At 69.3% G+C, this 24,891-nt stretch carries 29 protein-coding genes; 11 read left to right on the forward strand and 18 right to left on the reverse strand.

What is annotated here, in order from left to right:
- Window positions 1-4: 4 nt before the first annotated feature.
- From AC1Q9M_RS00545 to AC1Q9M_RS00585, 9 genes are read right to left on the reverse strand one after another with little or no spacing between them, the layout of a single operon-like run.
- Window positions 5-781, reverse strand: coding sequence for an enoyl-CoA hydratase-related protein (locus tag AC1Q9M_RS00545; RefSeq protein WP_492431904.1), 777 nt, complete (start codon window positions 779-781; stop codon window positions 5-7).
- A complete protein-coding gene (locus AC1Q9M_RS00550; RefSeq protein WP_492431906.1) occupies window positions 778-1,575 on the reverse strand; it encodes an enoyl-CoA hydratase/isomerase family protein in 798 nt (265 codons plus the stop codon). Before AC1Q9M_RS00550 ends, AC1Q9M_RS00545 begins: the two co-directional genes overlap by 4 nt.
- On the reverse strand, window positions 1,575-2,777 hold the full coding sequence (locus AC1Q9M_RS00555) for an acetyl-CoA acetyltransferase (protein WP_492431908.1): 1,203 nt from the start codon (window positions 2,775-2,777) through the stop codon (window positions 1,575-1,577). Before AC1Q9M_RS00555 ends, AC1Q9M_RS00550 begins: the two co-directional genes overlap by 1 nt.
- A gap of 3 nt (window positions 2,778-2,780) precedes the next feature.
- Window positions 2,781-4,262, reverse strand: coding sequence for a hydroxymethylglutaryl-CoA synthase family protein (locus AC1Q9M_RS00560; protein ID WP_492431910.1), 1,482 nt, complete (start codon window positions 4,260-4,262; stop codon window positions 2,781-2,783).
- Window positions 4,259-5,269, reverse strand: coding sequence for an alpha/beta hydrolase (locus AC1Q9M_RS00565; protein WP_382324736.1), 1,011 nt, complete (start codon window positions 5,267-5,269; stop codon window positions 4,259-4,261). Before AC1Q9M_RS00565 ends, AC1Q9M_RS00560 begins: the two co-directional genes overlap by 4 nt.
- Window positions 5,266-6,009: an SDR family NAD(P)-dependent oxidoreductase gene (locus tag AC1Q9M_RS00570; protein WP_382158083.1), complete on the reverse strand. Its 744-nt coding sequence runs from the start codon at window positions 6,007-6,009 to the stop codon at window positions 5,266-5,268. Before AC1Q9M_RS00570 ends, AC1Q9M_RS00565 begins: the two co-directional genes overlap by 4 nt.
- Before the next feature lie 2 nt (window positions 6,010-6,011).
- Window positions 6,012-6,848 carry an enoyl-CoA hydratase/isomerase family protein gene (locus AC1Q9M_RS00575; protein WP_492431913.1) on the reverse strand — a complete coding sequence of 279 codons (837 nt, stop codon included), beginning with the start codon at window positions 6,846-6,848 and terminating at the stop codon, window positions 6,012-6,014.
- Window positions 6,849-6,869: 21 nt separating this feature from the next.
- Window positions 6,870-7,367, reverse strand: coding sequence for an aromatic-ring-hydroxylating dioxygenase subunit beta (locus AC1Q9M_RS00580; protein ID WP_382324732.1), 498 nt, complete (start codon window positions 7,365-7,367; stop codon window positions 6,870-6,872).
- On the reverse strand, window positions 7,364-8,659 hold the full coding sequence (locus AC1Q9M_RS00585; protein ID WP_382158089.1) for an aromatic ring-hydroxylating oxygenase subunit alpha: 1,296 nt from the start codon (window positions 8,657-8,659) through the stop codon (window positions 7,364-7,366). Before AC1Q9M_RS00585 ends, AC1Q9M_RS00580 begins: the two co-directional genes overlap by 4 nt.
- Window positions 8,660-8,787: 128 nt before the next feature.
- On the opposite strand from AC1Q9M_RS00585, the gene AC1Q9M_RS00590 reads away from it, so the two are divergent.
- The 3 genes from AC1Q9M_RS00590 to AC1Q9M_RS00600 all read left to right on the forward strand — a co-directional run bounded on the left by AC1Q9M_RS00590 (window position 8,788) and on the right by AC1Q9M_RS00600 (window position 9,791).
- Window positions 8,788-9,108 (forward strand): 2Fe-2S iron-sulfur cluster-binding protein, encoded by a 321-nt coding sequence (locus AC1Q9M_RS00590; protein WP_382324730.1) that lies wholly within the window; start codon window positions 8,788-8,790, stop codon window positions 9,106-9,108.
- Window positions 9,109-9,205: 97 nt separating this feature from the next.
- Window positions 9,206-9,541: a BrnT family toxin gene (locus AC1Q9M_RS00595; protein WP_492431916.1), complete on the forward strand. Its 336-nt coding sequence runs from the start codon at window positions 9,206-9,208 to the stop codon at window positions 9,539-9,541.
- On the forward strand, window positions 9,531-9,791 hold the full coding sequence (locus AC1Q9M_RS00600; RefSeq protein ID WP_382324726.1) for a BrnA antitoxin family protein: 261 nt from the start codon (window positions 9,531-9,533) through the stop codon (window positions 9,789-9,791). The genes AC1Q9M_RS00595 and AC1Q9M_RS00600 overlap by 11 nt, the downstream gene beginning before the upstream one ends.
- Here the strand turns inward: AC1Q9M_RS00600 and AC1Q9M_RS00605 are convergent.
- From AC1Q9M_RS00605 to AC1Q9M_RS00630, 6 genes are all read right to left on the reverse strand, one after another.
- Window positions 9,757-10,695 carry an acyl-CoA thioesterase gene (locus AC1Q9M_RS00605; RefSeq protein ID WP_382324724.1) on the reverse strand — a complete coding sequence of 313 codons (939 nt, stop codon included), beginning with the start codon at window positions 10,693-10,695 and terminating at the stop codon, window positions 9,757-9,759. The two genes, AC1Q9M_RS00600 and AC1Q9M_RS00605, sit on opposite strands and share 35 nt — an antisense overlap.
- A gap of 3 nt (window positions 10,696-10,698) precedes the next feature.
- Window positions 10,699-11,451 carry an NAD(P)H-dependent oxidoreductase gene (locus AC1Q9M_RS00610; RefSeq protein ID WP_444686527.1) on the reverse strand — a complete coding sequence of 251 codons (753 nt, stop codon included), beginning with the start codon at window positions 11,449-11,451 and terminating at the stop codon, window positions 10,699-10,701.
- A gap of 73 nt (window positions 11,452-11,524) precedes the next feature.
- On the reverse strand, window positions 11,525-11,986 hold the full coding sequence (locus AC1Q9M_RS00615; protein ID WP_492431918.1) for a hypothetical protein: 462 nt from the start codon (window positions 11,984-11,986) through the stop codon (window positions 11,525-11,527).
- Complete coding sequence (locus tag AC1Q9M_RS00620) at window positions 11,983-12,330, reverse strand: hypothetical protein (protein ID WP_382158100.1); 348 nt, start codon at window positions 12,328-12,330, stop codon at window positions 11,983-11,985. Before AC1Q9M_RS00620 ends, AC1Q9M_RS00615 begins: the two co-directional genes overlap by 4 nt.
- Window positions 12,331-12,493: 163 nt before the next feature.
- Entirely contained in the window at window positions 12,494-12,748 is a 255-nt protein-coding gene (locus tag AC1Q9M_RS00625; RefSeq protein ID WP_492431920.1) for a hypothetical protein, read from the reverse strand.
- 138 nt (window positions 12,749-12,886) lie between these two features.
- Window positions 12,887-14,269, reverse strand: coding sequence for a phospholipase D-like domain-containing protein (locus AC1Q9M_RS00630; RefSeq protein ID WP_444686525.1), 1,383 nt, complete (start codon window positions 14,267-14,269; stop codon window positions 12,887-12,889).
- 106 nt (window positions 14,270-14,375) lie between these two features.
- On the opposite strand from AC1Q9M_RS00630, the gene petA reads away from it, so the two are divergent.
- Window positions 14,376-14,960, forward strand: coding sequence for a ubiquinol-cytochrome c reductase iron-sulfur subunit (gene petA / locus AC1Q9M_RS00635; RefSeq protein WP_382324715.1), 585 nt, complete (start codon window positions 14,376-14,378; stop codon window positions 14,958-14,960).
- Between the two features lies 1 nt (window position 14,961).
- Here the strand turns inward: petA and AC1Q9M_RS00640 are convergent, their stop codons facing one another.
- Complete coding sequence (locus AC1Q9M_RS00640) at window positions 14,962-15,693, reverse strand: response regulator (RefSeq protein ID WP_382324713.1); 732 nt, start codon at window positions 15,691-15,693, stop codon at window positions 14,962-14,964.
- A 64-nt stretch (window positions 15,694-15,757) separates the two neighbouring features.
- Here AC1Q9M_RS00640 and AC1Q9M_RS00645 point away from each other — a divergent pair, with 64 nt between their 5' ends.
- Entirely contained in the window at window positions 15,758-17,848 is a 2,091-nt protein-coding gene (locus tag AC1Q9M_RS00645; RefSeq protein WP_492431923.1) for an ATP-binding protein, read from the forward strand.
- Between the two features lie 90 nt (window positions 17,849-17,938).
- On the forward strand, window positions 17,939-18,298 hold the full coding sequence (locus AC1Q9M_RS00650) for a hypothetical protein (protein ID WP_382324709.1): 360 nt from the start codon (window positions 17,939-17,941) through the stop codon (window positions 18,296-18,298).
- Window positions 18,299-18,301: 3 nt separating this feature from the next.
- Here AC1Q9M_RS00650 and AC1Q9M_RS00655 read toward each other — a convergent pair whose 3' ends face one another.
- Both AC1Q9M_RS00655 and hemP read right to left on the reverse strand, forming a co-directional pair.
- The gene (locus tag AC1Q9M_RS00655; protein ID WP_492431925.1) at window positions 18,302-20,008 is read right to left on the reverse strand and encodes an AMP-binding protein; all 1,707 of its coding nucleotides are present in this window, start codon (window positions 20,006-20,008) and stop codon (window positions 18,302-18,304) included.
- A 142-nt stretch (window positions 20,009-20,150) separates the two neighbouring features.
- On the reverse strand, window positions 20,151-20,387 hold the full coding sequence (gene hemP, locus AC1Q9M_RS00660) for a hemin uptake protein HemP (RefSeq protein WP_382324706.1): 237 nt from the start codon (window positions 20,385-20,387) through the stop codon (window positions 20,151-20,153).
- 243 nt (window positions 20,388-20,630) lie between these two features.
- On the opposite strand from hemP, the gene AC1Q9M_RS00665 reads away from it, so the two are divergent.
- From AC1Q9M_RS00665 to AC1Q9M_RS00685, 5 genes are read left to right on the forward strand one after another with little or no spacing between them, the layout of a single operon-like run.
- Window positions 20,631-21,476, forward strand: a complete 846-nt coding sequence (locus AC1Q9M_RS00665) for an ABC transporter substrate-binding protein (RefSeq protein ID WP_444686521.1) — start codon at window positions 20,631-20,633, stop codon at window positions 21,474-21,476.
- A gap of 12 nt (window positions 21,477-21,488) precedes the next feature.
- A complete protein-coding gene (locus AC1Q9M_RS00670) occupies window positions 21,489-22,175 on the forward strand; it encodes an ABC transporter permease (protein WP_291118723.1) in 687 nt (228 codons plus the stop codon).
- 13 nt (window positions 22,176-22,188) lie between these two features.
- Window positions 22,189-22,902: an ABC transporter permease gene (locus AC1Q9M_RS00675; protein WP_291118681.1), complete on the forward strand. Its 714-nt coding sequence runs from the start codon at window positions 22,189-22,191 to the stop codon at window positions 22,900-22,902.
- Window positions 22,903-22,924: 22 nt separating this feature from the next.
- Window positions 22,925-24,064, forward strand: coding sequence for a succinylglutamate desuccinylase/aspartoacylase family protein (locus AC1Q9M_RS00680; protein ID WP_382158117.1), 1,140 nt, complete (start codon window positions 22,925-22,927; stop codon window positions 24,062-24,064).
- A 26-nt stretch (window positions 24,065-24,090) separates the two neighbouring features.
- Window positions 24,091-24,891, forward strand: a complete 801-nt coding sequence (locus AC1Q9M_RS00685; RefSeq protein WP_382324704.1) for an ABC transporter ATP-binding protein — start codon at window positions 24,091-24,093, stop codon at window positions 24,889-24,891.

The following is a 24,891-nucleotide window of genomic DNA, read 5'->3' on the forward strand; positions in this document are numbered from 1 at the left end:
GTGGTCATCGACCCTTGAATTCGGGTTTTCGTTTGTCGAGGAAGGCGCGCATGCCTTCGGTCTTGTCGGCGGTGTCGAACAGGAGCAGGAACTCGCGGTTCTCCAGCGAGAGCGCGGCGTCCAGCGGCAGGTCGGCACCCTGGCGCAGCACATGGCGCGTGGCCTTCACGGCCTTGGGCGGCATGCGCGCGGCCTTGCGCGCCAGCTCGGCGGCGCGCTCCAGCGCTTTCCCGTCGGCGGCTAGGTCGGCCACCAGGCCCAGCGCGAAGGCGCGTTCGCCGGTGATCATCTCGCCGGTGAGCAGCATGAGCGAGGCCACCTGCTTGCCCAGCGTGCGCACCAGGCGCTGCGTGCCGCCCGCGCCGGGCATGATGCCCACGGCCAGTTCGGGCTGGCCGAAACGCGCGCTGGCGTCGGCCACGATGAAGTCGCACATCATGGCCAGCTCGCAGCCCGCGCCCAGCGCGAAGCCGCTCACCGCCGCGATGGTGGGTTTGCCACAGCCGGCCACCGGCGCCCAGTACTGGCCCAGGTCGATCTCGGCCACGTCCTGCGCGCCCTTGTCCACCAGCAGGTTCAGGTCGGCGCCGGCGGCGAACACGCCCTCCCCGCCCGTGATCACGATCGCGCGCACGCTGTCATCGGCGTCGAGGGTTCGCACCGCCTGTGCGATCGCGGCGCGCATCGTGAGGTCGAGCGCGTTGCGCTTCTCCGGCCGGTTGAGCACCACGGTGCCCACGGCGCCTTCGCGGCGCAACAGCACGGCTTCTTCGCTGCTCATCGCTTCACCCCCGGTCGCGCCACGAAATCGGCGGCGCGCTTGTTCACATAGGCGTCGTGGCCTTCGACGAAATCGTCGCCGAGCAGGCAGACGGCCTGGTCGTTTTCCTCGCGCGCCAGCTCCTCGGCCAGCGAGGTGGACGGGTGGTTCAGCCGCGCCTTCATGCGCGCGAAGGCCTCGCGCGGCAGCAGCGCCAGCTCGGCGGCCTGTGCCACGGCGGTGGCCATCACCTGGGCGTCGGCCACCAGCGTGTCGGCCAGGCCGATGCGGTGCGCCTCGGCGCCGCTCACCGGCACACCCTCGGTCAGGATGCGGCGCGCCACCGGCAGGCCCACGCGCCGGGGCAGCGTGAGCAGCTGACCCCAGTCGGGCACCAGGCCGAGCTTGAGAAAGGGAAACAGGATCTTCGTGCCCTCGCCGACCACGATGCGGTCGCCCATCAGGGCCAGGCCCACGGCCGCGCCCGCGCCGATGCCTTCGATGGCGCTGACCACCGGCACGCCGGCCTCGGCGATGAGCTGGCACAGGCGGTGGATGTGCCGCATGCGCTCGCGCGCCTGCGCTTCCGTGAGGCCCACCATGCTGGGCACGTCGCCCCCGGCGGAGAACACGCCCTGCGCGCCGCCGAAGACGATGGCGCGCACGGTGTCATCGCCCAGCAGCGCGGCCAGCGCCTCGGTGAGCTGCTGGCGCACACCGTGATCGATGGCGTTGCGCTTGTCGGGGCGGTTGATGAGCAGCCGCGCCACGTGCGGCGCGGGGCGGTCCACCAGAACCACGGGGGTGGCGCTCATCACACGCCCTCGCGGCCGACGATGGAGACCGAACACACGTTCTGCGAGGGCTGGCCGCCCAGGTTGTGGGTGAGGCCGATCTTCGGGTCTTTCAGCTGGCGCGGGCCGGCGCGGCCCTGCAGCTGCAGGTACATCTCGTAGAGCATGCGGATGCCGCTGGCGCCGATGGGGTGGCCGAAGCACTTGAGGCCACCGTCGATCTGGCAGGGGATGGCGCCGTCGGCGTCGAATTTGCCGTCCAGCACATCGCGCACCGCCTCGCCCTCGCCCGACAGGCCCAGGTCTTCCATGGTCACGAGTTCGGTGATGGAGAAGCAGTCGTGCACCTCGGTCATGCTCACTTCCTTCCCGGGGTTCGAGATGCCGGCTTCGGCGTAGGCCTTGCGCGCGGCGATGCGCGCGGTGTGCACGTAGCTGCCGTCCCACTCGTTGGAGTGCATCTCCCAGCCGTTGGACACCGCGACCTGCAGCGCCTTGAAGGTGACGAGGTCGCGCTTGCCCAGCGAGCGCGCGATCTCCGGCGTCGTGACGATGACCGCCGCCGCGCCGTCGGACACGCCCGCGCAGTCGTACAGGCCCAGCGGCTCCGCGATGATGGGCGCCTTGAGCACCTGCTCCTCCGTCACGGCCTGGCGGAAATGCGCCTTGGGGTTCTTCGCGCCGTTGGCGTGGCTCTTGATCGACACGCGCGCGATGGCGCGCTTGAGCAGCGCCGGGTCCACGTTGTGCTTGCGCTGGTAGGCCGAGGCCAGCTGCGCGAAGTTGGCCGGCGCCACGGCGTTGGGGTACCACTGCGGGATGTAGGTGCCGACGGCCGAAACCGGCAGGCCGCCGTAGCCGGTGTCTTTCAGCTTCTCCACACCGAGCGCGATGGCGATGTCGCAGGCGCCCGCGGCCACGGCGTACACCGCCGCGCGGATGGCTTCGGAGCCACCGGCGCAGAAGTTCTCGACCCGCGTCACGCCGATGTTGGGCAGGCGCAGCGCGATGCCCATGGGCGTGCCGCCCCGGCCGGTGCCCACGTCGTCCATGTGGGTGGAAAACCAGGCCGCGTCGAGCTGCTCGGGCGCGATGCCGGCGTCGGCCATGGCTTCGTTGTAGGCCTCGACCATGAGGTCTTCGGGGCTGGCGTCCCAGCGCTCGCCGAACTTGCTGCAACCCATGCCCAGAATGGCGACTTTGTCCTTGATGCCGATGGGCATGGCTTACTCCTTGGATGCTGCGGTGGTGTCGACGCCGGAGGCCACGGGCGTGGCCTTCCAGAAATAGCGCGTGAAGCCGCGCAGCTCGTCGATGTCCTTGATGCGGAAGCTCATCTCGACCTCGGTGCCCGAAGCGACGTCGCCCTTGGCCACGTCGGTGAACTCCATGAGGATGCGGCCGCCGCCCTCGAAATCGACCTGGCCGTACTGGTGTGGCGGCGCCCGGTGGAACGAGAGCGACTCGGCCGACCAGCTCAGCACCTGGCCCCGGCGCTCGGCGAGCTTGTGGGGTTTCTGCGTGTCCTGCAGCGGCTTGCCCTGGTCGTAGGACATGCGCGAGGGCGGGAAGTGCACCTGGCCCGTGACCTCGCAGCGCCCGGCCACCAGGCCCAGGATGGCGGCGCGGTGGCGGTAGGCGGTGCTCAGCGCGGTCTTGCGGTCCTGCTCGCCGCGCATGCCGCGCTCCAGGCGCAGCTGTTCGCGGAACGAGAGGAACTTGGTGTAGTTCTTCTCTTCCACGCCGCGCGCGAGCCAGCCCGAGACGCCGCGCGCCGGGCGGAAGGCGGCGATGGCCGGCGTCACGCGCAGCACCACGGCCTGCGCGCCGCCGCCGAACTGCGCCAGCAGGATGTGCTGACCCGGCTGCGCGCGCTCCAGCACGGCCGCGAGCATGAGCAGCGCGTGCGGCGTGCCGGTCTCGCCCACGGTGGCGGCCAGCGAATCGGCCACGGCCTCGGCGCGGATGCCGCAGGCCTTGGCGAGTTGCGCGTCCATCTTGGCGAAGGTGGTGGGGAAGATGAAGTGGTCCACCGCGCTCGCTTCCACGCCGGCCTTCTGCAGGGCGCTGGCGATGGCGCGCGGCCCGAGCTTGCCGATGCCTTCGTCGCGCACCCAGCGTTCTTCCCAGTGGTAGTCGATGTCTTCGCCGGCCCTGCGGAAGTGGTCCACGAAGTCGACCGTGAGCGTGGCGCTGCCGAGCACCTCGGCGATCACGTTCTCGCGGCCGAGGGTGAGCGCGGCCGCGCCGTCGCCGTAGTCGAGCTCCTGCGAGCTGGCCGCGCGGGTCTTGCGGTGGTCGGTGGCGATCACCAGGGCATTCCCGCCGCGCGCGTTCACGCGGTCCAGCGCGCCGAGCACGGCGCTGAGCGCGGCGCTGGGCGAGCCGCCCATGTCCAGGGCTTCCACGCCCTCCTCCAGCGTGAGCGCCTCGCAGACCACGCCGGCGTTGAGCCGCTCGGCGAACGGCAGCGTGCTGGAGACCAGCTGCACGCTGCCGATGTGGCCGCGCTCGTCGTCCGCGCCCAGGCAGTCGCGCGCGGCGGCCACGGCCATGGTGAGGCTGTCTTCGTCCCAGTTCGCCATGGAACGCGTGCCCTTGCGGCCCGCGAACTGCGGCGCGTACCAGGCGTTGGCCTGGGCCACGGCCTGGCGGCTCAGGCGCAGCCGCGGGATGTAGCTGCCGTATCCGGTGATGCCTGCGGTCATGTGTGTCGGTCTCCGTGAGTGGGGGTGATCGGTATCGAACCAGAGGTACCGCCGATCCGGCTCTGCCGGTCGGCTGGTATCGCCCCCTTGAGGGGGTGACGCGAAGCGGCGCGGGGGTGAGCCAGATGCCACCGCAGGAAGCGGCCCAGGTCTTGAATGGCCGCGCGCGCTTCGGGCAGCTGCGCGGGGAATTGCTGGAACACGTGGATCATGTGGTCCCACACCTGCAGGGTGGCGTCCACACCGGCCTCCTTGGCGCGCGCCACGAAGTCGCGCGAGTCGTCGAGCACGGTCTCGCGGTCGCCCACCTGGGCGAGCAGCGGCGGCAGGCCCTTGAGGTCGGCGAACAGGGGCGAGACCAGCGGGTCGGCGGGGTTGCCTTCCTTGCCCAGGTAGTTGCGGGCCATGGCCACGATCATGGGCCGCTGGTGGATGGGGTCGCTGTCGGCGCGCGTGCCGTAGCTCGCGCCCGAGGCCGTGAGGTCGGTCCACGCCGACATGAGCACGGCGGCGGCGGGCAGCGGCCGGCCCGCGTCGCGCAGGCGCAGCAGCAGGCTCAGCGCGAGGCCACCCCCGGCGGAGTCGCCCGCGAGGGCGATGTGCCTGGGCTCGAAGCCCTGGCCGATCAACCACTGCCACGCCGCCGACGCGTCGTCGAGCGCGGCGGGGTAACGGTGTTCGGGGGCGAGGCGGTAGTCCACGCCCAGCACGCGGCAACGCGCGGCGGCGGAGAGCTGGGCCATCAGCTCGCGGTGCGAGACCAGCGAGCCGACCTGGAAACCGCCACCGTGAAAGTACAGCAGCACGCGCTGCGCATCGGCCCCGGGCGCGCCGACCCACTGGGCCTTCACGCCGCCGGCGTTCACGTCTTCGAGGGTGGCGTCCACGGGCACGCCGCCAAACAGCGTGTCCCAGTCCTGGCGCATCTGCGCCACCGTGGTGTCGCGCTTCCAGCTGCCATAGACCTGGCGCACGCGCTCGATCACTTGCTCCACAGCGGCGCTCATGCGCCGCACCCCATGCCGCCGGAAACGCCCAGCACCTCGCCGGTGATGAAGCCCGCGTCCGCCGAGGCCAGGAAAGCCACGGCGGCGGCCACCTCGTCGGGCGTGCCCAGGCGGCCGGCCAGCGTGGCGCCGGTCATGGCCTCCAGCAGCTTGTCGCCGCCCTGCGCCACCGCCTGGCGCAGCAGCGGCGTGTCGATGGGGCCGGGCGCGATCACGTTCGCGGTGATGCCCTTGTCGCCGTTCTCGCGCGCGATGGAGCGCGTGAAGGCGATCACACCGCCCTTGGCGGCGGCGTACACCGCGCCGCCGCGCGAGCCCAGGCGGCCGGCTTCGGAGGCGATGTTGATGATGCGCCCGTGGCCCGCCGCCCGCATGGCCGGCAAGGCCGCGTGCGTGGTGGCGAACACCGATTCGAGGTTGATCGCGATCAGGCGGCGCCAGTCTTCCGGCGTGGTGCGGGTGAAGAAGGCGTGCTGGTCCACCCCGGCGTTGTTCACCAGGATGTCCACCGGGCCGTGTTCGGCCATCACCTCGGCGACCTGCGCGAGGTCGGCCACGTCGAGCCGCACGGCGCGCGCCCAGATGCCGTTGGCCAAGGCCTGCGCGGCCTCCATGTCCAGGTCGGCGATGGTCACGAGCGCGCCGTCGGCCGCGAGGCGCCGTGCGATGGCCGCGCCGATGCCCTTGGCGCCACCGGTGACGAAGGCCTTGCGGCCCGCGAGGGGGTTGGGGGCGGCCATGTTCAGCGGCCCGTGAAGGTGGGCGCGCGTTTCTCGATCACGGCGGCCAGGCCCTCGCGCGCGTCGGCCATGCCCGAGAGGTCAGCCTGCATGCGGTTCTCTTCGGGCATGCAGGCGTCCACGCCGGAGCCCAGGCCGTTCCACAGCAGGCGCTTGGTGCCCGCGAGCGCGGCCGGCGCGCCGGCGGCGAGCTGGCGCGCCAGCGCGAAGGCTTCGCTCTGCAGTTGTTCGTCGTCCACCACGCGGGTGATCAGGCCCATGGCCAGGGCCTGCGGCGCGGTGATCACCGGGTTGAGCATCAGGATCTCCATCGCCTTGCGCAGGCCCACCAGCTGGGTGAGCGTGACCGAGACCCCCGCGTCGGGCACCATGGCCACGCGCGTGGCGCCGGCCAGGAATTTCGCCGAGGCACCGGCGACCACGAAGTCGGACGAGCACACCAGGCCCATGCCGCCGCCGCCGGCCGCGAAGCCGTGCACGGCGCTGACCACCGGCGCGTTGAGCCGCATCATCATGGAGGCCACGATCTGCAGGTAGGACGTGGCCATGCGGATGTAGTCCGGCAGCGCCTCGCCCTTGGAGAGGAAGGTGTGCACGTCGCCACCGGCGCAGAAGTTCTTGCCCTCGCCGGTGATCAGCACGGCGCGCACGCGGCTGTCGCCGTGCACCGCCGTCATCACCTCGTGCAGGCCCTTGAGCATGGCCATGTCCAGGCCGTTGGCGGCCTCGGGCCGGTTCAGGCGGATGTGGGCCACGCCGTCGGCATGCAGCGCCAGCAGCGCCGGGCCTTCGCCGATCAGCACCTCGGGGGTTGGCGTTTTCTTGTCTTGTGGTGCCATGGGTGTGTCTCCTGGGGTGCGCTAGATGAGGAAGGCCATCGAGTACAGCGCGGTCTCGTTGTTGACCAGCACGACTTTCTTGCGCGCCATGCGCAGGGCATCGCCTTCGCGGCGCAGGGTGTATTCGTTGCGCGAGGCCCAGAGGGTGTCGCCCCGCGCCGGGGACGACTCGAACACCATGGCGTTGGAGGTGACCAGCAGTTCCTCGCCCTCGTGTTTCAGGATCTCCACATTCGAGACCACGCGGCGCAGGCGCGACTGCGGCGTCTGGCTGTAGCGCTTGCCGGTGTGGAACTGGCGGATGCGCAAGGCAATGCGCGAGCGGTTGTCGTAGATGATGGACATTTCCTTTTCCGGGTCGCCGCCCTCGCCGTTGGCCGGGATCCAGTAGACGCCGTCGTCCGTCCACAGGGCTTCCCAGTCGTCGTAGGCGTGGTCGTCCTGGTAGCGCGCTTCGCGGTAGATGAACTGCGTGACCTCGTCGAGCAGGGAACGGGCATCGAGTGCCAGGGAGCTCATGCGGCCTCCATCATGGATTTGTAGTGGCGCCAGATGCCGCGCGAAGGGGTTTCGTCGGTGTTGTCGCTGATGCGGTAGCCGTTTTCATCCAGGCGCTCGCGGTGGCGGCCCCGGCCCAGGTAGAGCCACTCGGGGTTGCTGGACTGCACACCGAGCTGCGTGCGCTCGTACATGGCGGCGTCGTCGGCCAGCAGGAAACCGGCCGGGCCCACCGAGCCCATGGTCTGCTGGCGCAGGCGGCGGTTGATGTCGGGCGCGCCCTTGAACTGGATGGCGGTGACGTGCTGCACCGTGTGGTCCACCGACAGCGGCTGCAGCACGAACAGCTGGATCTCCGCGATGAACAGGTTGGGGAAGATCATGATGTGCGGCGTGCCGTCGATCATGATTTCGCGCGCCTTGTCCTTGCCGTAGGCCGCTTCCATCTGCGCGACGTAGGCCGGCAGCCGGTCGGCCGTGGTGCCGAACCAGCCCATGGGCACATCGCGCTTGCGGAACTCGGGCCGCAGGTCGTTTTCGGTGTGGCCCTTGCCGAAGTCGCGCGAAACGGCGGTGGAGTCGCTGTCGTACAGCGTGCCGATGCCGCTCTGCGCCACCTCGAAGATGGAGGCGTGCACGAACGAGGGGTGGTAACCGTCGGTCTCGTTCTCGACCAGGAACTTCCAGTTGGCCTTGACCTTGTGCTTGAGGTAACCCGCCGTGACCTCGACCTCGCCCTCGGGCGAGTTCATGCACAGCGCGTCGATCGCGCCGGCGGCCGCGCCCAGGTGCTCCAGCAGCGACTCGCCCTCCTGCGCGAACGAGCCGAACACGAAACCCCGGTGCGAGGCCACGCGCGCCACCTTGCCCAGGCCGAGCTGGGAGCGGTCCGCGCCCTCGTAGCCCGAGGGAAACGGGTAGCCGCGCAGCGCGCCGTCGTTGGCGAAGGTCCAGCCGTGGTACGGGCAGGTGAAGGAGCGCGCGTTGCCTTTCTCCGTCATGCAGACCCGGTTGCCGCGGTGCGGGCAGCGGTTGTGCAGCAGATGGATCTGGCCGGATTTGTCGCGCGTCATGAGGATGGGCTCGGGGCCGATCGACTTCATCACGTAGTCGTTGGCGTTGGGCACCTCGCTCTCGTGGCCCACATAGACCCAGGTGCGGTACCAGATCTTCTGCAGCTCGGCCTGGTAGATCGCGGGGTCGGTGTAGAGGGAGCCGTGCACGTGGTCGTCGCGGACGAGGTCGTCCCAGCGAACGGCCGGGCCGGTTGCGGCAGCGGGCGCAATGGGAATCACATGGGCGCAGTTGCTCAAGGTGTCATCTCCGTGGTGTCGGGGGCGGATCGGGCTTGTTGTCCGTTTCCGATGGTGCAATAATAGTCCGACGAGACGGACTATGTCAAGCCATCGTCCACCGGTCCACCGAAAAGGAATTCGCTCCCATGCCCATCGTCACTTTCATCGAACACGACGGCACCGCCCGCCGCATCGACGCCCCCAACCAGCGCAGCCTGATGCAGATCGCGGTGGACAACGGCGTGCCCGGCATCCTCGGCGATTGCGGCGGCTCCTGCAGCTGCGCCACCTGCCACGGCTACATCGGCAGCGAGTGGGCGCCGCACCTGCCGCCCATTTCCGAGACCGAGGCCTTCATGCTCGAAGGCGTGCCCGAGCCGCGCGAGACCAGCCGGCTGTGCTGCCAGCTGCGCATGAGCCCGGCGCTCGACGGCATCGTGGTGCACCTGCCGGCCGAGCAAGTCTGAACAGCGAGCCATTCGGACTCTCGCGGCCCGCCTCATCCTCCACCGATACGGGTGGGGGAACCCTGCTCTTCACGCTCTTAGACTGCACGCGAACGTCGTGCAAGCGCCCTTGCCGAACGACGCGGTCGCCAAAACGGGTTTGTGTAGCTACAATAACATGCGTGTCACCTTCGATGCCGCCAAACGGGACAGAACACTTCTGGAGCGTGGACTGGATTTTTCCGATGCCGCCCTCGTGTTCGAGGGCACCACGCTCGAGATGGAAGACACGCGCAAGGACTACGGTGAGATCCGCATCATTTGTTATGGCCTGCTGGCAGGCCGCATGGTGGTGGTGGATTACACGCCGCGTGGCGCGGATCGCCACATCTTCAGCATGAGGAAAGCCAATGACCGCGAAAAAGACCGCATCGGCCCGCTCCTTGAAATCTGATCTGAAAAAGGTCGATGCCCACCGACTGCAGGCCTCGGAGTACGAGGAACTGCCCGAACTGACAGAAGACATGCTGGAGCGCGCCACGATCAACAAAGGCGGTCGCCCCAAGGCCTCTTTCACCAAAGTGCTGGTTTCCGTGCGCTACAGCCCCGAGGTCCTCGACTACTTCCGCAGCACCGGTGCCGGCTGGCAGGCCCGCATGGACGGTGTGCTCAAGGACTACGTGGCGCAACACGCTCGGCGGTGATGGCTGCCTGGGCATCGACAGGCTGGCTCACATAAGCCATCAGGCATTCCTGCGTCATCGACGCCAGCTGGCGGCCCTGCTGGTCGTGCACCGAGCCGATGGACAGGCCGCGCCCGGCCTGCGCGCACGGGCTGGTGCAGTCCACGTGCAGCCACTGGTCGGCGCGCACCGGGCGGTGCAGCCACAGCGCGTGGTTCAGGCTGGAGATGTAGAGCGGCCGGCCGTGGAGGTCGCGCAGGTGCAGGCCCAGCGCGGCGAAGTTGAGCCACCAGTCGGAGAGGTAGGCGAAGGCGGCGGCCTGGAAGCGCGCATCGTCCGGCAGCGGCTGGATCGCGCGCATCCAGAAGCGGAAGCGCCCGTTCATGTGGGTCTCGGCGAGCTGGCGCGTGGGGTCGGGCACGCGGAAGTCGATGCTGGGCTTGCGGTCCTGCGAGTAACCACCGAGCCGCGTCAGGTCGCCGATCAGCGCGCGGTCCACCTCGTCGAACCGGGGCAGATCCTCCGGCCGCTCGCCCAGGGGCGCGGTGCTCGGGCTGGCGTGGGTCGGCGCGTCCAGCGGCAGCGCGCAGGTGACCTGCGCGTCCAGCACCGTGCGGCCATTGCCCTGCGCGGCGCGCACGTGGCGCGAGCTGAAGCGCTTGCCTTCCTGCAGCACGGTCACGCCGAAGTCCACCGGCTCATGGGGCATCGCGCCTTGCAGGAAGAGGAACTGCATCATGGTCGCCTCGCGGCCGGCGGGCACGTCCATCAGCGCGGCCATCATGGCCTGCCCGAGCAGCTGGCCGCCGTACGAACGGCCGTTGAGGTTGGCGTCGCCGTGGCGGCTGCGCCAGCGCCCTTCGCCCAGACGGTCCAGCGTCAGCAAGGCTTCGATGTCGAGATCGCTCCAGGTGGCCTGTGGCATGGGTCAGGCCTCCGTGGACAGTCGGCGGTGCCCGGCCGTGCGCGGAGCGATCCCGGGTTTGAGCCGCCAGTCGGGGCCGAAGTCGGCCAGGGGGTGCGAGGGCATCACCTCTTCATGCTCGATGCCGCGCAACCGTGCCTCGTAGGCGTCGAGGTAGGCGTGCCGCTGGGCCTCGTCGGTGTACTGGATGGAGAAGCCCACGAAGGGCGGCAGCACCTGCAGGCCGCCGTAGCCGAAGGTGCCGTGCTGCAGGTGCCACAGGATCACGTCGCGCTGCCCCAGCAGGCCGTCGGCCTCCATCATGTCGGGGAAGCAGCCGGTGGTGAAGGCCAGCATGGCCTTGCGCCCCTTGAGCCCGCCGTTGTCGAAGCGTTTGCCGCCCGCACCGTACACGGTGCCGTTGACGAACACGCGGTCGATCCAGCCCTTGAGGATCGCGGGCACCGAGAACCACCACAGCGGGAACTGCAGGATCAACAGGTCGCAGGCCAGCAGCTTGTCGAGCTCGGCCTGGATGTCGGGCGTGAAGGTCTGGCGCTGCGAGGACTGCTTCTGCTCGCGGTCGTACTGCAAGGCATCGGGGAAGCGCCGCTCGGTGAAGTCATCGCCCGTCGCCACGGGGTTGAAACCCATCGCGTACAGGTCGGACACGACGACTTGGTGCCCGCAGGCCTGCAAGGTCTGGACGGAGCGGTCGAGCAGCGCCTTTCCGAAGGACCGGGGTTCCGGGTGGGCATAGACGATCAGCACATTCATGGCGGTCTTTCATTGGGGGTCGAATCCCAATAATAAACCGCCGCGTCTGATTATTTATAGAACAGGCGAGGCCCTAGGCGTCTCGTTCTGACCCGGCTTGGTCGCGGGCACCTTCCACGCGGCGTTGGCGCGAGCGCTGCAGCAGCAGGCCCACGAGCACCATGGCCGCGGCCGAACCCGAAAGGCCGGGAGACATGAGCACCAGCCGCGCCAGGCCATCGACCGCTTCGACGCTGACCTGCTGTGCGTGATCGACCAGCGCCACGATGTCGGCGGATTGCACGTTGGGGATGTCCTCCAGCCGCACGTGGAACTCCTGCCAGCCACCGCGAAAACGGATCTTCGCGAAGACGCCGTCGGCGATCGCCACCAGCGACAGCACGCCCAGAGGGCGCAGCAACTGTTCCAGCATGTGGCCGCGTTCGGCCGGCAGCGCGGTGTCGTACACCTCGGCGACCAGCTCCGGGATGGCCCTGCCATTCGGGGCCTGGCGTGGATCGCCGCCGCCTGCGGACGGCTCGGTCGTCGGGTTCATGAGACCCGGCCTGACAGGGCTCGCATGAGGTCCAGCGCCGTTTCCAGGGCCTCCTCCGCGCGCAGGAACTCGTGGTGGCGGATGAACCAGGACGCCTCGTCCAGCGCGACCAGGGCATCGGCCACACCCACGGCGGACGTGGCATGCAGCGCGCGGCGGGCCTCGCGGATGGCCGAGATGGCCAGGCTGTCGTGGCTGCAATAGACGTCGACCTGCGCCCGCCGGACATGGTCCATGGCTTGCATCGACAGCGGCACAGCACCCGACTCGTGCAGCGGGGGGGTGTAGGCCGTGGCGCCGACCATCGCATCAACGAGCAGGAGCGCGGGGAGGTTGTTGGACATGTTCGGCCTTTCTGGTCGGTGGTTGGGATGAGGTTCACTCTGCGGCGGGCGTGGGAACGGGAGGTTGCAAACGACAACGCCGCAGATGACAAATGTCATTTGCGGCGCCGTGGCATGGTGGGGCGCGGCGGGGCGCTGCCGGCGCCCCACCCCGTTGCGTGCGTCAGCCCGCGGCTTTCTGCTCGGTCGGCATGGCCTTCTGCTTGTGTGTCGCCTTCTTGGCCACGTGCTTCTTGTGCGGGGCCTTGGCGGCCTTGTGCTTTTCGGCCGGCATGGTCTTGGGCATCGCGGTGGTCACGGGGGCGGCCGCCGGGCTTGGCATGGCGGGTTTGGGCGAACTGTCCATGGTGCTTTGCGCAAAAGCGCTGGCCCCCATGGCGGCAATCGCGGCGGTGATGAGGACGGTACGTAATTTCATTCGAAGCTCCAGGTTCGCAGCGGTCTTGGATTGCGGTCGATGCTGCGTTTCGTCAACCACGGTTCCGATGCTGGTGGCCCGGTGTGCTTCGCCGGTGTCAATCCACCCGTTGGCACATTTCACTTGCAATCGCGGGGATCAGAGCTGGAACCCCAGCCACAGCAGCATGCCTTCGGCGATGTCGCGCGCGAGCCCGGGTGCGGTGGCCACGTAGGGCTGTGCCGTGCCGCGCTCCTGGTCGAACCAGTCGGCGAACCGCTGCACGTCGGCCGGCGGGTGGAAGGCGCACATCAGCTCGTAGTTCAGCAACAGGCTGCGGCTGTCCAGATTGGCCGAGCCGCACAGGGCCAGCGTCTGATCGAACACCGCGAGCTTGGCGTGCATCATCCCGGGCGCGAGCCAGATCCGGCCGCCGGCCTGGGCCAGCGAGCGCAAGGCCCGGCCCCGCGCCATGTCCGAGAGCCGGTGGTTGGAGCGGGCGGGCACCAGCAGGTCGACCACCACACCGCGCCGCGCGGCCAGGCACAGCGCCATCAGCAGCGCCGCGTCGGGCACGAAGTACGGTGTGGCCAGGGCGATGCGGGCCTTCGCCCGGTAGGCCGCCGTCAGCAGCAGCGCCAGCACGGTGTCGTCCGCCTGGTCCGGCCCCGAGGCGACGAGCTGGGCACCTTCCCCGGCCTGCGCGCTGGCGTGGAGGACTTCGCGCGGAAGGGACGGCAGGTCCCGGGCGAAGCGCCAGTCGTGTTCGAACAGCTCGCTCGCCTGCTGCACCAGCGCACCGCCCAGGTCGAAGCTCAGATCGCGCCAGGGCGCCTGCCCGGCTGAACCCATGAAGTACTCGGCGGCCAGGTTGCGGCCACCGCACCACAGGCGGGCCGAGGGCAGGCCCGCGTCGGCGATCAGCATCTTGCGGTGGTCGCGCAGGTTGGTGCGCCCCCGGATCGGCGAGCGCAGCGGCGGCACGAAGCGCACGAACTCGGCCCCCGCGCGGGTCAGGCGGTCGAGGCTCGGGGGACGCTGCATCAGGCTGCCCATGCCGTCGAGCAGCAGGCGCACGCGAACGCCCTGCCCGGCCTTGGCCGTCAAGCGGTCGACCACCGCCTGCCCCGGCCCCTCACGCCCCAGGATGAAGGTGCACAGATCGAGGGTGGCCTGCGCGCCGTCGATCGTGCGCATCAAGGCCTCCTGGGCTTGGCGGCCATCGCGGTGCAGCCGCAGGTCGCGGTAGGCGGCGGGTGCGGGCTGTCCGAGCGAGACGATGGTGCCGGCCGCCCAGCCATCGCCCGAGGCCAGTGGGCGCGGCGCGGTGCCCGCGAGGGAGGCCGGTCGGGCGAGCTTGCGCGAACCGAGCAGCAGGAACGCCGGCAGGGCCACATAGGGCAGCAGCACGATGAACAGGACCCAGGCGATCGCCGACGCGGGCGGCCTGCGCTGGCGCATCGCGTGCGAGCTGAAGACGTAGACCAGGACCGCCAACGAGACGGCGAGGCCGTGCAGTGTCAGCCAATGGCTGGGCAACATGTCACTTGTCATCTGCCTTTGCGCTCCATGCAATACCGCCCAGGCCGGGCAAGCGCAGTATCCCCTCATGTCCAGGCTCCCTCCTGGAACCCCGAGGAACCCCACCATGCCCACCGACCCCCAACGGCGCATCTGGATGGTGACCACCGCCAGCCTGGGTGGCGCGGCGGCGGTGGTCGCGGCCTACCCGTTCGCCGCGTCGTTCGCCCCGAGCGAGCGGGCCAAGGCGGCCGGCGGGCCGGTGGAGGTCGATGTCTCGACCCTGGCTCCCGGGGCCACCACCATCGTCGAGTGGCGGGGCAAACCGGTGTGGGTCGTGCACCGCACGGCCGAGATGGTGGCCGCGCTGCAGGGCCACGACGCCGAGCTGGCCGACCCGCAGTCGAACCGCAACCAGCAGCCCGCCTATGCCCGGAATCCGGCCCGTTCGATCAAGCCCGAGTTCTTCGTCGCCGTGGGCATCTGCACCCACCTGGGCTGCTCGCCCACCTCGGTGCCGGCAGGCACCGGCAATCCCGGCCTGCCCGCCGACTGGCCCGGTGGTTTCTTCTGCCCCTGCCACGGCTCGACCTTCGATGGCGCGGGACGGGTGTTCAAGAACAAGCCGGCACCGAGCAACCTCGAGGTGCCGCCGCACCGCTACGCGAGCGCCACGCAACTCGTGATCGGCGACGACGACGCACCCGCGTGAATCAGAACAGCGTCTCGACCTCGCTGGCCAGCAGGTAGCCCGCGCCGCGCTCGGTGAGGATCAGCGTGGGGTTGGTGGCGTCGGCTTCGATCTTGAGGCGCAGGCGGCGGATCTGCACGTCGATCGTGCGGTCGTAGACCTCGGCTTCATGCAGGCGCGACATCGACAACAACTGATCGCGGCTCAGCACGCGCCGCGGCGCCCGGCACAGCGCGTTGAGCAGGCTGAATTCGCCGTTGGACAGCTCCACCGACTGGCCCGCCGGCGACACCAGGCGGCGGGTGCGCAGGTTCAGCTCCCAGCCCGAAAAGCGGTAGGCGCGCCGCGTGTTGTCGCGCTCGGGCAGCGTGGCCTGCACCTGGTAGCGGCGCAGCACCGCGCGCACGCGAGCGAGCAGCTCGCGGGGGCTGAACGGTTTGGTGACGTAGTCGTCCGCGCCCAGCTCCAGGCCCATGACGCGATCGGCCTCCTCGCTGCGCCCGGTCAACAACACGATGGGCACGGTGGCCCGTTCGCGCAAGGCGCGGGCCAGCAGCATGCCGTCCTCGCCGGGCAACCTGAGGTCCAGCAACACGAGGTCGATGGCCTCGCGGTCGAACAGCGCGAACATCTCCGCCCCCGAACACCCGGCGCTCACGCGCATGTCGTTCTTGCTGAGGTACTCGACCACCAGGTCGCGCACGTCCGCGTCATCGTCGATCACGAGAATGTGGGGAACGGTGGTGGTGCTCATCGTGTGGCGCCCAATGTAGCGCAAGCCACCGCTCGGGACACGCGGCGGCGCATACTGGACACCCATGCGCACAGGTGCCTCGTTGAACCGATCGACCCCTGACACCACCTTCCGACCGCGAGCCTCGGGCCTCCCGTGGCTGTTCGCACTGGCGCTGTGGTTGCTGCTGGTGGCGGTCACCTCGCTGGCGCTCTGGCAGTTGCACCGCAGCGCACTGGAGAGCCAGGGACGGGAAATGGCCCTGCTCTCCCTGGCGCTGACCGACGAACTCGATCGCGGCTTGCAGGGCGCCGAAGAGGGTTTGCAGGCATTGGCCCTGGAACTCGGCCGGCGCCGACTGCCCACGGTGGACAGCCAGACCGTCCAGGCGCTGCAGACGCGAGCGGCCCTGATGCCGCTGGTGACCACGCTCTGGCTGCTGGACAAGGACCAGGCGCCGATCGCCTCGTCCGAGGCCACGGCCCCGCCGGACCTGCAGACCTTCCTGCCACGGCTGGACTCGCTCGCCGAAGGGGCCACCGCCCTGAGCCAGCCCTTCGTGCCGGCCGGGGGGTCGCAGGCGCAGGTCGCGCTGGCGTTTCGCGTGGGCGCCGTGCACGGCCACCCGGGCGGCTGGATCGTCGCCGCCATGCCGGCCAACCAGTTGCTGGGCGCCTTTGGCGTGGCCCTGCCCGCGGCCGACGCGCGCATGGCCATCTTCCGCCGCGATGGCGCGCTGCTCGCGGGGGTCAACGTCGGGCTGCTGCGAGCCGATGAGGCCGGACTGGCGCAGCGCCCTCGCCTGGCCAGGCAGCGCTTCAGCGATGGCAGCGAGCACCTGGTCGGCTCGCACCGGGTGCCGCGCTACGGCCTGGATGTCGTGGTGTCCCGGGAACTCGCCGCCGTGCTTCAGGGCTGGCGTGGCGCGCTGCAGCTGGCCATCGCCGCGCTGGCCTTCCTGCTGGTCACCATGGCAGCAGCGGTGCACTTCGTGACGCGGTCCGAACGGCAGCGGCTGGCGGCGCAGCAAGCCCTTCAGGTGCAACTGGCCCGCACCAGCCGGCTCGAGGCCCTGGGCGCCCTGGCCGGCGGCGTCTCGCACGACTTCAACAACGTGCTGGCCGGCATCGTCGGGTACGGGGAAATGGCGCAGGACGCCGCCGCGCCCGGCAGCGACCAGGCCCGGCACCTGGACAAGGTGCTGCAGGCCGCCCAGCGCGGCCAGTTGCTGATCGAACGCATCCTCTCGTTCAGCCGGGGCGGCGCGCGCACCTCGGCCGTCTTCGAGCTGGAGCCGGTGGTCGAGGAGGTGCTGACGCTGCTGACCGCCTCGCTGCGTCCGGGGGTGGTGCTGGAACGGATGCTCGCCGCGCCCGGCGCGCGGCTGCGCGGCGACGCGACACAGGTCTTCGAGGCGGTCATGAACCTGTGCACCAACGCCATGCAGGCCATGCCCGATGGCGGCATGCTCAGCGTCCAGCTCGAGCGCCGGCAGGTCACCACGCCCCAGGTGCTGTCCCACTCGCCGCTACCCGCTGGCGACTACCTGGCGCTGGGCGTGACCGACCAGGGCGTGGGCATCACGCCCGAGGTCATGGAGCACCTGTTCGAGCCGTTCTTCTCCGCGCGCGGCACCCAGGGCGGCACGGGGCTGGGCCTGGCGGTGGTCTTCGGCGTGGTGGCGGAGTTCGGCGGCGGGATCGACGTCGACAGCCAGCCGGGCCAGGGTGCGCGCTTCACGCTCTACCTGCCCGAATGCACCGACGCCGTTCCCGAATCGACCGCGGCTTCCACGCCCGTGCCCGCCGGCGCCGGCCAACGCCTGCTGGTGGTGGACGACGAACCGGGGCTGCTGGCGCTGGCCCAGGAGATGCTGACGGGCCTGGGTTACGAGCCCGTGTGCTTTGACGATGCCGGCGACGCGCTGCAGGCGGTGACCGAGGCGCCGCAGCGGTATGCCGCCGTGATCACCGATGAACGCATGCCCGGCCTGAGCGGCACACAGTTCGCCAGCACCTTGCGGGCGCGCTCGCTGCAACTGCCGGTGGTGCTCGTCAGTGGCTACGGCGGGGCGCTGCTGGCCCGCCGCGCCAGCGACTCGGGCGTGACCCGCGTTCTGATGAAACCCCTGCGGCGCGACGAACTCGCTCGCACCCTCGCCGAACTGATCCCCTGACGGGCGGGTCTGTCCGCCTTTGTGTCAGATGGCACACAAGCACCCGGACCGCGACACATGGCTCGGCAGCCCAAGGACCAAGATGCGCCCATGATGGATGCCGACACCCTCGCAGAAGGCCAGGACACCCGATCGCGGCTGCTGATCCACGCCTGTGCCGACGAGACCCGCTGGTCCGTGCCCGTCCTGTGGCGGCGCATGCTGGCGCGGGTGCGCGGCGCGCCCCCCGCTGACCGGGCCCTGCCCACGCTGGAAATCCACGATCTGCCGGGGCGCCGTCTGCTCACCCTCACCAACGCGGGCGCCCCTCTGATCGACATGGTGCTGCCGACGGGCACCTACCACGTCACCGCGCTGACCGGCGAGAACCGCCGCAGCTACACGGTGGTGCTGGCGCAGGACGCCACGACCGAACTCCACCTGCTGCCGGCCCATTCGCGCCGGCATTGAGGGTCAGCGCTGGGCGCGCGCCGGGAAATCGTCTTCCTGAAAGGCCTGCCCGCCGCGCGAGCCCGCGGCCACCCGCTGGGCCTCTTCGGTGCGCAACTGCACGCGCCGGATCTTGCCCGACACGGTCTTGGGCAGTTCCTGCACGAACTCCAGCCGCCGGATGCGCTTGTACGGCGCGAGGTGCTCGCGCGAGAACGCAAAGAGGGCCTGCGCCAGTTCCGGGCTGGCCACCACCCCGGGTCGCAGGATCAGGTAGGCCTTGGGCACCGCGAGGCGCACCGGATCGGGGCTGGGCACCACGGCCACCTCCATCACCGCCTCGTGCTCCATCAAGGCGCTTTCCAGCTCGAAGGGGCTGATGCGGTAGTCCGAGGCCTTGAACACGTCGTCGGCGCGGCCCACGAAGGTGATGTAGCCGTCGGCATCGCGCTGGGCGATGTCGCCCGTGTGGTAGTGACCGTCGCGCATCGCGCTGCTGTTCTGCGACTCGCTGCCCTGGTAACCCGCCATCAGGCCCAGCGGTCGCTGCGCCAGCGGCAGCGACACCTCGCCTTCGCTCGCGGCTTGTCCGTCCACGTCGAGCAGCTCGATGCGGTAACCAGGCAGAGGCCGCCCCATGGAGCCCGGCTTGAGCAACTGGCCCGGCGGGTTGCCCACCTGCGCCGTGGTTTCGGTCTGGCCATAGCCGTCGCGCAGGTCCAGGCCCCACGCGGCGCGCACCTGTTCGATGATCTCGGGGTTGAGCGGCTCGCCGGCGCCAATGAGTTCGCGCAGGCTCAGGCGCTCGCGCCGCGCCGCCAGGTCTTCCTGGATCAGCATGCGCCACACCGTCGGCGGCGCGCACAGGCTGGTCACGCGGTGGCGTTCCAGCACGGACAGCAGGCCGGGGGCGTCGAAGCGCGCGTAGTTGAAGATGAAGATGCAGGCCCCGGCGTTCCAGGGCGCGAAGAAGCAGCTCCAGGCGTGCTTGGCCCAGCCCGGCGACGAGATGTTCAGGTGCACGTCACCCGGCAGCAGGCCGATCCAGTACATGGTGGCCAGGTGCCCGACGGGGTAACTCTGGTGCGTGTGCAGCACCAGCTTGGGCTTGGACGTGGTGCCGGAGGTGAAGTACAGCAGCAGCGGGTCGGTGGCGCGCGTGGGGCCATCGGGCGTGAAGGCCGTGGCGGCCTGCGCCGCGTCCTCGAAGCGCAGCCAACCGGCCACGCCCTCCCCCACGCTGATGCGCGTGTAGTCGCCCGCGAGGCCGTCGAACTTGCCCGTCTGCGCGCTGGCCGCGACCACGTGCCGCACCTGGCCGCGCTCCAGCCGGTCGCGCAGGTCGTCGGCGGTCAGCAAGGCGGTGGCCGGGATCAGCACGGCACCCAGTTTCATCGCCGCGAGCATCACCTCCCACAGCGCCAGCTCGTTGCCAAGCATGAGCAGGATGCGGTCGCCCCGCTGCACGCCGATGGCGCGCAGGTGGTTGGCCACCTGCGACGAACGCTCGGCCATCTGCGAGAAGGATCGTTTCACCTCGCTGCCGTCGTCGCCCACGATGTGCAGGGCGGTGGCGCCGTTGCCGCGCGCCATCGCGTCGAAGTGGTCCAGCGCCCAGTTGAACTCGCCCAGCACGGGCCACTGGAAATCGCGGTAGGCGCGCTCGTAGTCCAGTCGGTGGGTGAGCAGGAAATCGCGAGCGGCCAGAAAGGAAGCAGTGGAATCTGTCATGGTTCCTCGGATGTCTTGGGGCGGGACATCCGGATTCTGCTTGAACTCAGCGGGGGAAAAAATGCATGGCTGGCCGGCATCACCGATGGCTAGCAAAAACGACACCTGAGAACCAAGCCTCAGGGTCGCCCCACGAAAAAAACTATTTGGTCAGGATCAGCTTGCCCAGCTTGGTGGATTGCAGCTTGTACATCGATCCGTTGTGCGCGATCTGCACGCACTTGCCACCCTGCAGCAGCGACAGGCTGTCGATGCTCGAAAGCCCATCGAGCACGCTCGGCGCGACCTGGGTCTGCGCCTCGTCCGCATCGACAGCGGACACGGCGGCAACACGTCGCGGCACGCGCAACAGCGGACGGGTGATCGACAAGGTCTGCATGGCATCGGCTCCTGGGTGGTCAGTGCATGCAGTGTACCCCATAAATGCGACTGATTCTCATTTATGAAAAATAAACTGCGCGCGGATGCAGGACCCGGACGCACCAACATGGGCCGGCTCGGTTGTTGCTATGGCTATACGGGGAAACACCGGGATCGCCCGTCCGTCTGCCGATGGGCCCAGATTTACAATGTGAAAGCCCGTCACTGCCGCATTCAGCGGCGTTCAAACGAAAGACATTTCATGAAGAACCTCTTCCTTTCCCTGAGCCTGATTGGCGCCGCCGCCTTGGTTGGTTGCGGAAAATCCGAAACGCCGGCGCCCGAAGCCGCCCCGGCCGCCCCCGCTGCGGCACCCGCCGCCGCTCCCGCCCCGGCCGAGATGCCGGAACTCAAGGTGGCGATCGACCCGACCTACGAACCCTTCACCTTCAAGACCGCCGACGGCAAGCCCACGGGCTTCGACGTCGACATCGCCGAAGCACTGTGCAACCAGATCAAGCGCAAGTGCGTGTACGTCGAACAGGTGTGGGACAGCATGATCCCCGGCCTGCAAGCCAAGAAGTACGACGCGATCATCAGCTCCATGTCCATCACCGAAGAGCGCCTGCAGGTCGTGGACTTCACGGACAAGTACTACTTCACCCCCAGCCGCATCGTGGTCAAGACCGGCACGGCCTACACCGACCCGGCTTCGCTCAAGGGCAAGAAGATCGGCGTGCTCAAGGGCAGCACGCAAGAGAAGTACGCCATGGGTGAACTCAAGCCCGCGGGCGTGAGCATCGTCCCCTACGAAGCCCAGGACCAGGTCTACCTCGACATCAAGTCCGGCCGTCTGGATGGCACCGTGGCCGACCAGGTGGAAGTCAATGGCGGTTTCCTGCGCAAGCCCGAAGGCGCGGGTTACGGCTTCGTCGGCCCCGTGCTGAACGAGGCCAAGTACTACGGCACCGGCGTGGGCGTGGCGCTGCGCAAGGGCGAGACCGCGCTCAAGGACGAACTCAACGCGGCCATCAAGGCCATCCGCTCCAACGGCGTCTACGACACGGTCGCCAAGAAGTACTTCGACTTCGACGTGTACGGCAACTAAGCCGTCCCCGTTTTGTCCGGCTACTTCGCCTCGATCCTGCAGGGCGCCCTCCTCACGGTGGGCGTTTCCCTGGCCGCCTTGCTGGTGGCCATCCTGCTGGGCCTGCTGGGCGCGGTGGCCAAGCTCTCCGGCCGCCCCCTCCTGGTGGGGCTGGCCACCGTCTACACCACGCTGGTTCGGGGCATCCCCGAGCTGGTGCTGATGCTGCTGATCTTCTACGGCGGCACCATCGGTCTCAACCACCTGCTGGCTGCGTCGGGCAGCAAGGGGTCGGTGGACATCAATCCCTTCCTCGCCGGTGTGCTCACCATCGGGTTCATCTACGGCGCCTACATGACCGAGACCTTCCGGGGCGCCATCCTTTCGATTCCGAAGGGCCAGATGGAAGCCGCCTGGGCCTTCGGCATGGGGCCGGTGCGCACCTTCCTGCGCATCACCGCGCCGCAGATGGTGCGCTACGCCCTGCCCGGCTTCACCAACAACTGGCTGGTGCTGATCAAGGCCACCGCGCTGATCAGCCTGATCGGCCTGAAGGAAATGACCTACCTGGCCAAGCAGGCCAGCGCGGCCACCCGCGAGCCCTTCACCTTCTTCCTGTTCGCCGCCGCGCTGTTCCTGATCTACACCTCGGTGTCGCTCTGGGCGCTGCGCCGGCTGGAACGGCGCTTCAGCCTCGGCGTGAAACGCGCCCACACCTGATGGACACCCGCACATGAAGTGGGAAGTCATCTTCCAGCCCGCCAACCTCGCCATGTACGGCGAGGGCCTGATCACCACCTTGTGGCTGCTGCTGTCCTCGCTGGGCGTGGGCGCGGTGCTCGCCCTGCTGTTCGCGCTGGCCCTCACCAGTTCCATCGCGCCGCTGCGCTGGGTCGTCGGCGCCTACACCTATGTGATCCGCGGGACGCCGCTGCTGATCCAGCTCTACCTCATCTACTACGGCCTGGCGCAGCTGGACTGGATCCAGGCGCGCTGGAACGACGTCTGGCCCTGGACGCATTTCAAGGAACCGTTCTTCTGCGCCCTGCTGGCCTTCAGCCTGAACACGGCGGGCTACACCGCCGAGATGCTGGCGGGCGCCATCCGCGAAACCGCCGCGGGCGAGATCGAGGCCGCCCAGGCCATGGGCATGAGCCCGGCCATGGCCATGCGCCGCATCGTCCTGCCCAGCGCCATGCGCCGCACGCTGCCCGCCTACAGCAACGAGGTGGTGATGATGCTGCACGCCACCAGCCTGGCCAGCACGGTGCCGGCCATGCTGGACGTGACCGCCGCCGCCAGCCGCATCTATTCCGACTACTACCTGCCGTTCGAGGCCTACATCTTCGCGGCCGCGATCTACCTCACCATCACGTTCAGCCTGGTGGGCATGTTCAAGCTGGCCGAAAGGCGTTTCCTGGCCCATCTGGCCCCGCGCGGGCATTGAGCGCCGAGAACCAGGCCGCCCCATGCAACGCATCGAGTACCCCCTGCTGAGCCCCAGCCTGGGCAGCCAGAAGACCCTTGTGGGGTTCCACTTCGGCACGCCCGGTGCCCGGCCCAAGGTCTACATCCAGGCCAGCCTGCACGCCGAGGAACTGCCCGGCATGCTGGTCGCCCACCACCTGCGCCAGCAGCTGGAAGCCGCCGAGAAGGCCGGGCCGCTGCGGGGAGAGGTGATTCTGGTGCCGGCGGCCAACCCGATCGGCCTGAGCCAGCGGCTGAACCATCGGCCCCTGGGCCGCTTCGAGTTCGACACCGCGCAGAACTTCAACCGGCACTATCCCGACATGGCCGCCGCCGTGCTGACCGACGCCATCCCCCGCATGGGCGCGGACGCGAAGGCCAATGTGGCCACCGTGCGCCAGCTGGTCGGCCAGTGGCTGAACCAGTGGCAAGCGACCAGCGAACTCGACAGCCAGCGCCGGCAGCTGCTGCTGCTCTCGCACGACGCCGACCTGGTGCTCGACCTGCATTGCGACACCGAAGCCGTCATGCACCTGTACAGCGAGGAGGCCTGCTGGCCGCCCTTCGAACCGCTGGCGCGCCTGCTGGGCTGCCAGGCCGTGCTGCTGGCGAAAGAGTCGGGCGGCGGGCCGTTCGACGAACGCCTCTCCGGTCTCTGGTGGCAACTGGCCGCCGCCTTGCAAGCCGCGGGCGTCAAAGCTCCCCTGCCCCAGGCCTGCGCGAGCACGACGGTGGAGCTGCGCGGCGAAGCGGATGTCTCGCACGACCACGCGCGCCAGGATGCGCAAGCCATCCTCGCCTTCCTGGCGCACGCTGGTGTCCTGCATGCCGGCGCGCCGGCGACGCTGCCGCCCCTGGCCTGCCAGCCCACGCCGCTGGCGGGTTCGCAGACGCTGCGCTCGCCCGTGCCCGGTGTGCTGGTCTTTCTCGTGCAGCCCGGCGCCACCCTGGCGGTGGGCGACGTGGTGGCCGAGGTCATCGACCCCACCGCCCCGGCGGCCGCGCGCGTGCACGAAGTGCGCGCCGAGGTGGCCGGTGTGCTGTACGCCGCCGTGCGCGAACGTTATGTGGTTTCGGGCGGCGAGGTCGGCAAGATCGCTGGCGAGACGCCGTTCCGCTCGGGCGACCTGCTGGGCGCCTGAGTTTTTCTTTTCATCGGGCATCGAACATGACTGCAGAACCCACCGCCAACCGAACGCCCGGCCGCCCTCTTCTGGAGGTGCAGGACATCCACAAGCGCTTCGGCGCCAACGAAGTGCTCAAGGGCGTCTCCCTGCAAGCCAATGCGGGCGACGTGATCAGCCTGATCGGCAGCTCGGGCTCGGGCAAGAGCACGCTGCTGCGCTGCATCAACCTGCTGGAGCACCCCAACAGCGGGCGCATCGTGCTCGGTGGTGAAGAGCTGCAGCTCAAGGCCGACCGCCACGGCGAACTGCGCGCGGTCAACGCCGCGCAGCTGCAGCGCCTGCGCACCAAGCTGGCCATGGTGTTCCAGCACTTCAACCTCTGGGCCCACATGACGGTGCTGCAGAACATCATCGAGGCGCCGGTCAACGTGCTGGGCATCCCGAAAGAAAAAGCGGTGGAGACCGCGCGCCGCTACCTGGAGCGCGTGGGCCTCAAAGGCGTGGAAGACCGCTACCCCTCGCACATGAGCGGTGGCCAGCAGCAGCGCGTGGCGATCGCCCGCGCGCTGGCGGTGGAGCCGGACGTGATGCTGTTCGACGAACCCACCAGCGCGCTCGACCCCGAACTCGTGGGCGAGGTGCTGCGCGTGATGAAGCTGCTGGCCGAGGAAGGCCGCACCATGGTGGTGGTGACGCACGAAATGGGCTTCGCGCGCGAGGTGTCCTCGCACCTCATCTTTCTGCACAAGGGCTGCATCGAGGAACAGGGCGTGCCCAAGGAGGTGCTGGCCCGGCCCAAGAGCGAACGGCTCGCGCAGTTCCTCTCGGGCAACCTGAAGTAA

Source organism: Hydrogenophaga sp. GW823-FHT04C09 (assembly GCF_058796355.1).

Coding starts and splice junctions, on each gene's coding strand:
- AC1Q9M_RS00545 (WP_492431904.1), bottom strand. CDS start 781: ATGAGCAGCGAAGAAGCCGTGCTGTTGCGCCGCGAAGGCGCCGTGGGC.
- AC1Q9M_RS00550 (WP_492431906.1), bottom strand. CDS start 1,575: ATGAGCGCCACCCCCGTGGTTCTGGTGGACCGCCCCGCGCCGCACGTG.
- AC1Q9M_RS00555 (WP_492431908.1), bottom strand. CDS start 2,777: ATGCCCATCGGCATCAAGGACAAAGTCGCCATTCTGGGCATGGGTTGC.
- AC1Q9M_RS00560 (WP_492431910.1), bottom strand. CDS start 4,262: ATGACCGCAGGCATCACCGGATACGGCAGCTACATCCCGCGGCTGCGC.
- AC1Q9M_RS00565 (WP_382324736.1), bottom strand. CDS start 5,269: ATGAGCGCCGCTGTGGAGCAAGTGATCGAGCGCGTGCGCCAGGTCTAT.
- AC1Q9M_RS00570 (WP_382158083.1), bottom strand. CDS start 6,009: ATGGCCGCCCCCAACCCCCTCGCGGGCCGCAAGGCCTTCGTCACCGGT.
- AC1Q9M_RS00575 (WP_492431913.1), bottom strand. CDS start 6,848: ATGGCACCACAAGACAAGAAAACGCCAACCCCCGAGGTGCTGATCGGC.
- AC1Q9M_RS00580 (WP_382324732.1), bottom strand. CDS start 7,367: ATGAGCTCCCTGGCACTCGATGCCCGTTCCCTGCTCGACGAGGTCACG.
- AC1Q9M_RS00590 (WP_382324730.1), top strand. CDS start 8,788: ATGCCCATCGTCACTTTCATCGAACACGACGGCACCGCCCGCCGCATC.
- AC1Q9M_RS00605 (WP_382324724.1), bottom strand. CDS start 10,695: ATGCCACAGGCCACCTGGAGCGATCTCGACATCGAAGCCTTGCTGACG.
- AC1Q9M_RS00610 (WP_444686527.1), bottom strand. CDS start 11,451: ATGAATGTGCTGATCGTCTATGCCCACCCGGAACCCCGGTCCTTCGGA.
- AC1Q9M_RS00615 (WP_492431918.1), bottom strand. CDS start 11,986: ATGAACCCGACGACCGAGCCGTCCGCAGGCGGCGGCGATCCACGCCAG.
- AC1Q9M_RS00620 (WP_382158100.1), bottom strand. CDS start 12,330: ATGTCCAACAACCTCCCCGCGCTCCTGCTCGTTGATGCGATGGTCGGC.
- AC1Q9M_RS00625 (WP_492431920.1), bottom strand. CDS start 12,748: ATGAAATTACGTACCGTCCTCATCACCGCCGCGATTGCCGCCATGGGG.
- AC1Q9M_RS00630 (WP_444686525.1), bottom strand. CDS start 14,269: ATGTTGCCCAGCCATTGGCTGACACTGCACGGCCTCGCCGTCTCGTTG.
- petA (WP_382324715.1), top strand. CDS start 14,376: ATGCCCACCGACCCCCAACGGCGCATCTGGATGGTGACCACCGCCAGC.
- AC1Q9M_RS00640 (WP_382324713.1), bottom strand. CDS start 15,693: ATGAGCACCACCACCGTTCCCCACATTCTCGTGATCGACGATGACGCG.
- AC1Q9M_RS00645 (WP_492431923.1), top strand. CDS start 15,758: ATGCGCACAGGTGCCTCGTTGAACCGATCGACCCCTGACACCACCTTC.
- AC1Q9M_RS00650 (WP_382324709.1), top strand. CDS start 17,939: ATGATGGATGCCGACACCCTCGCAGAAGGCCAGGACACCCGATCGCGG.
- AC1Q9M_RS00655 (WP_492431925.1), bottom strand. CDS start 20,008: ATGACAGATTCCACTGCTTCCTTTCTGGCCGCTCGCGATTTCCTGCTC.
- hemP (WP_382324706.1), bottom strand. CDS start 20,387: ATGCAGACCTTGTCGATCACCCGTCCGCTGTTGCGCGTGCCGCGACGT.
- AC1Q9M_RS00665 (WP_444686521.1), top strand. CDS start 20,631: ATGAAGAACCTCTTCCTTTCCCTGAGCCTGATTGGCGCCGCCGCCTTG.
- AC1Q9M_RS00675 (WP_291118681.1), top strand. CDS start 22,189: ATGAAGTGGGAAGTCATCTTCCAGCCCGCCAACCTCGCCATGTACGGC.
- AC1Q9M_RS00680 (WP_382158117.1), top strand. CDS start 22,925: ATGCAACGCATCGAGTACCCCCTGCTGAGCCCCAGCCTGGGCAGCCAG.
- AC1Q9M_RS00685 (WP_382324704.1), top strand. CDS start 24,091: ATGACTGCAGAACCCACCGCCAACCGAACGCCCGGCCGCCCTCTTCTG.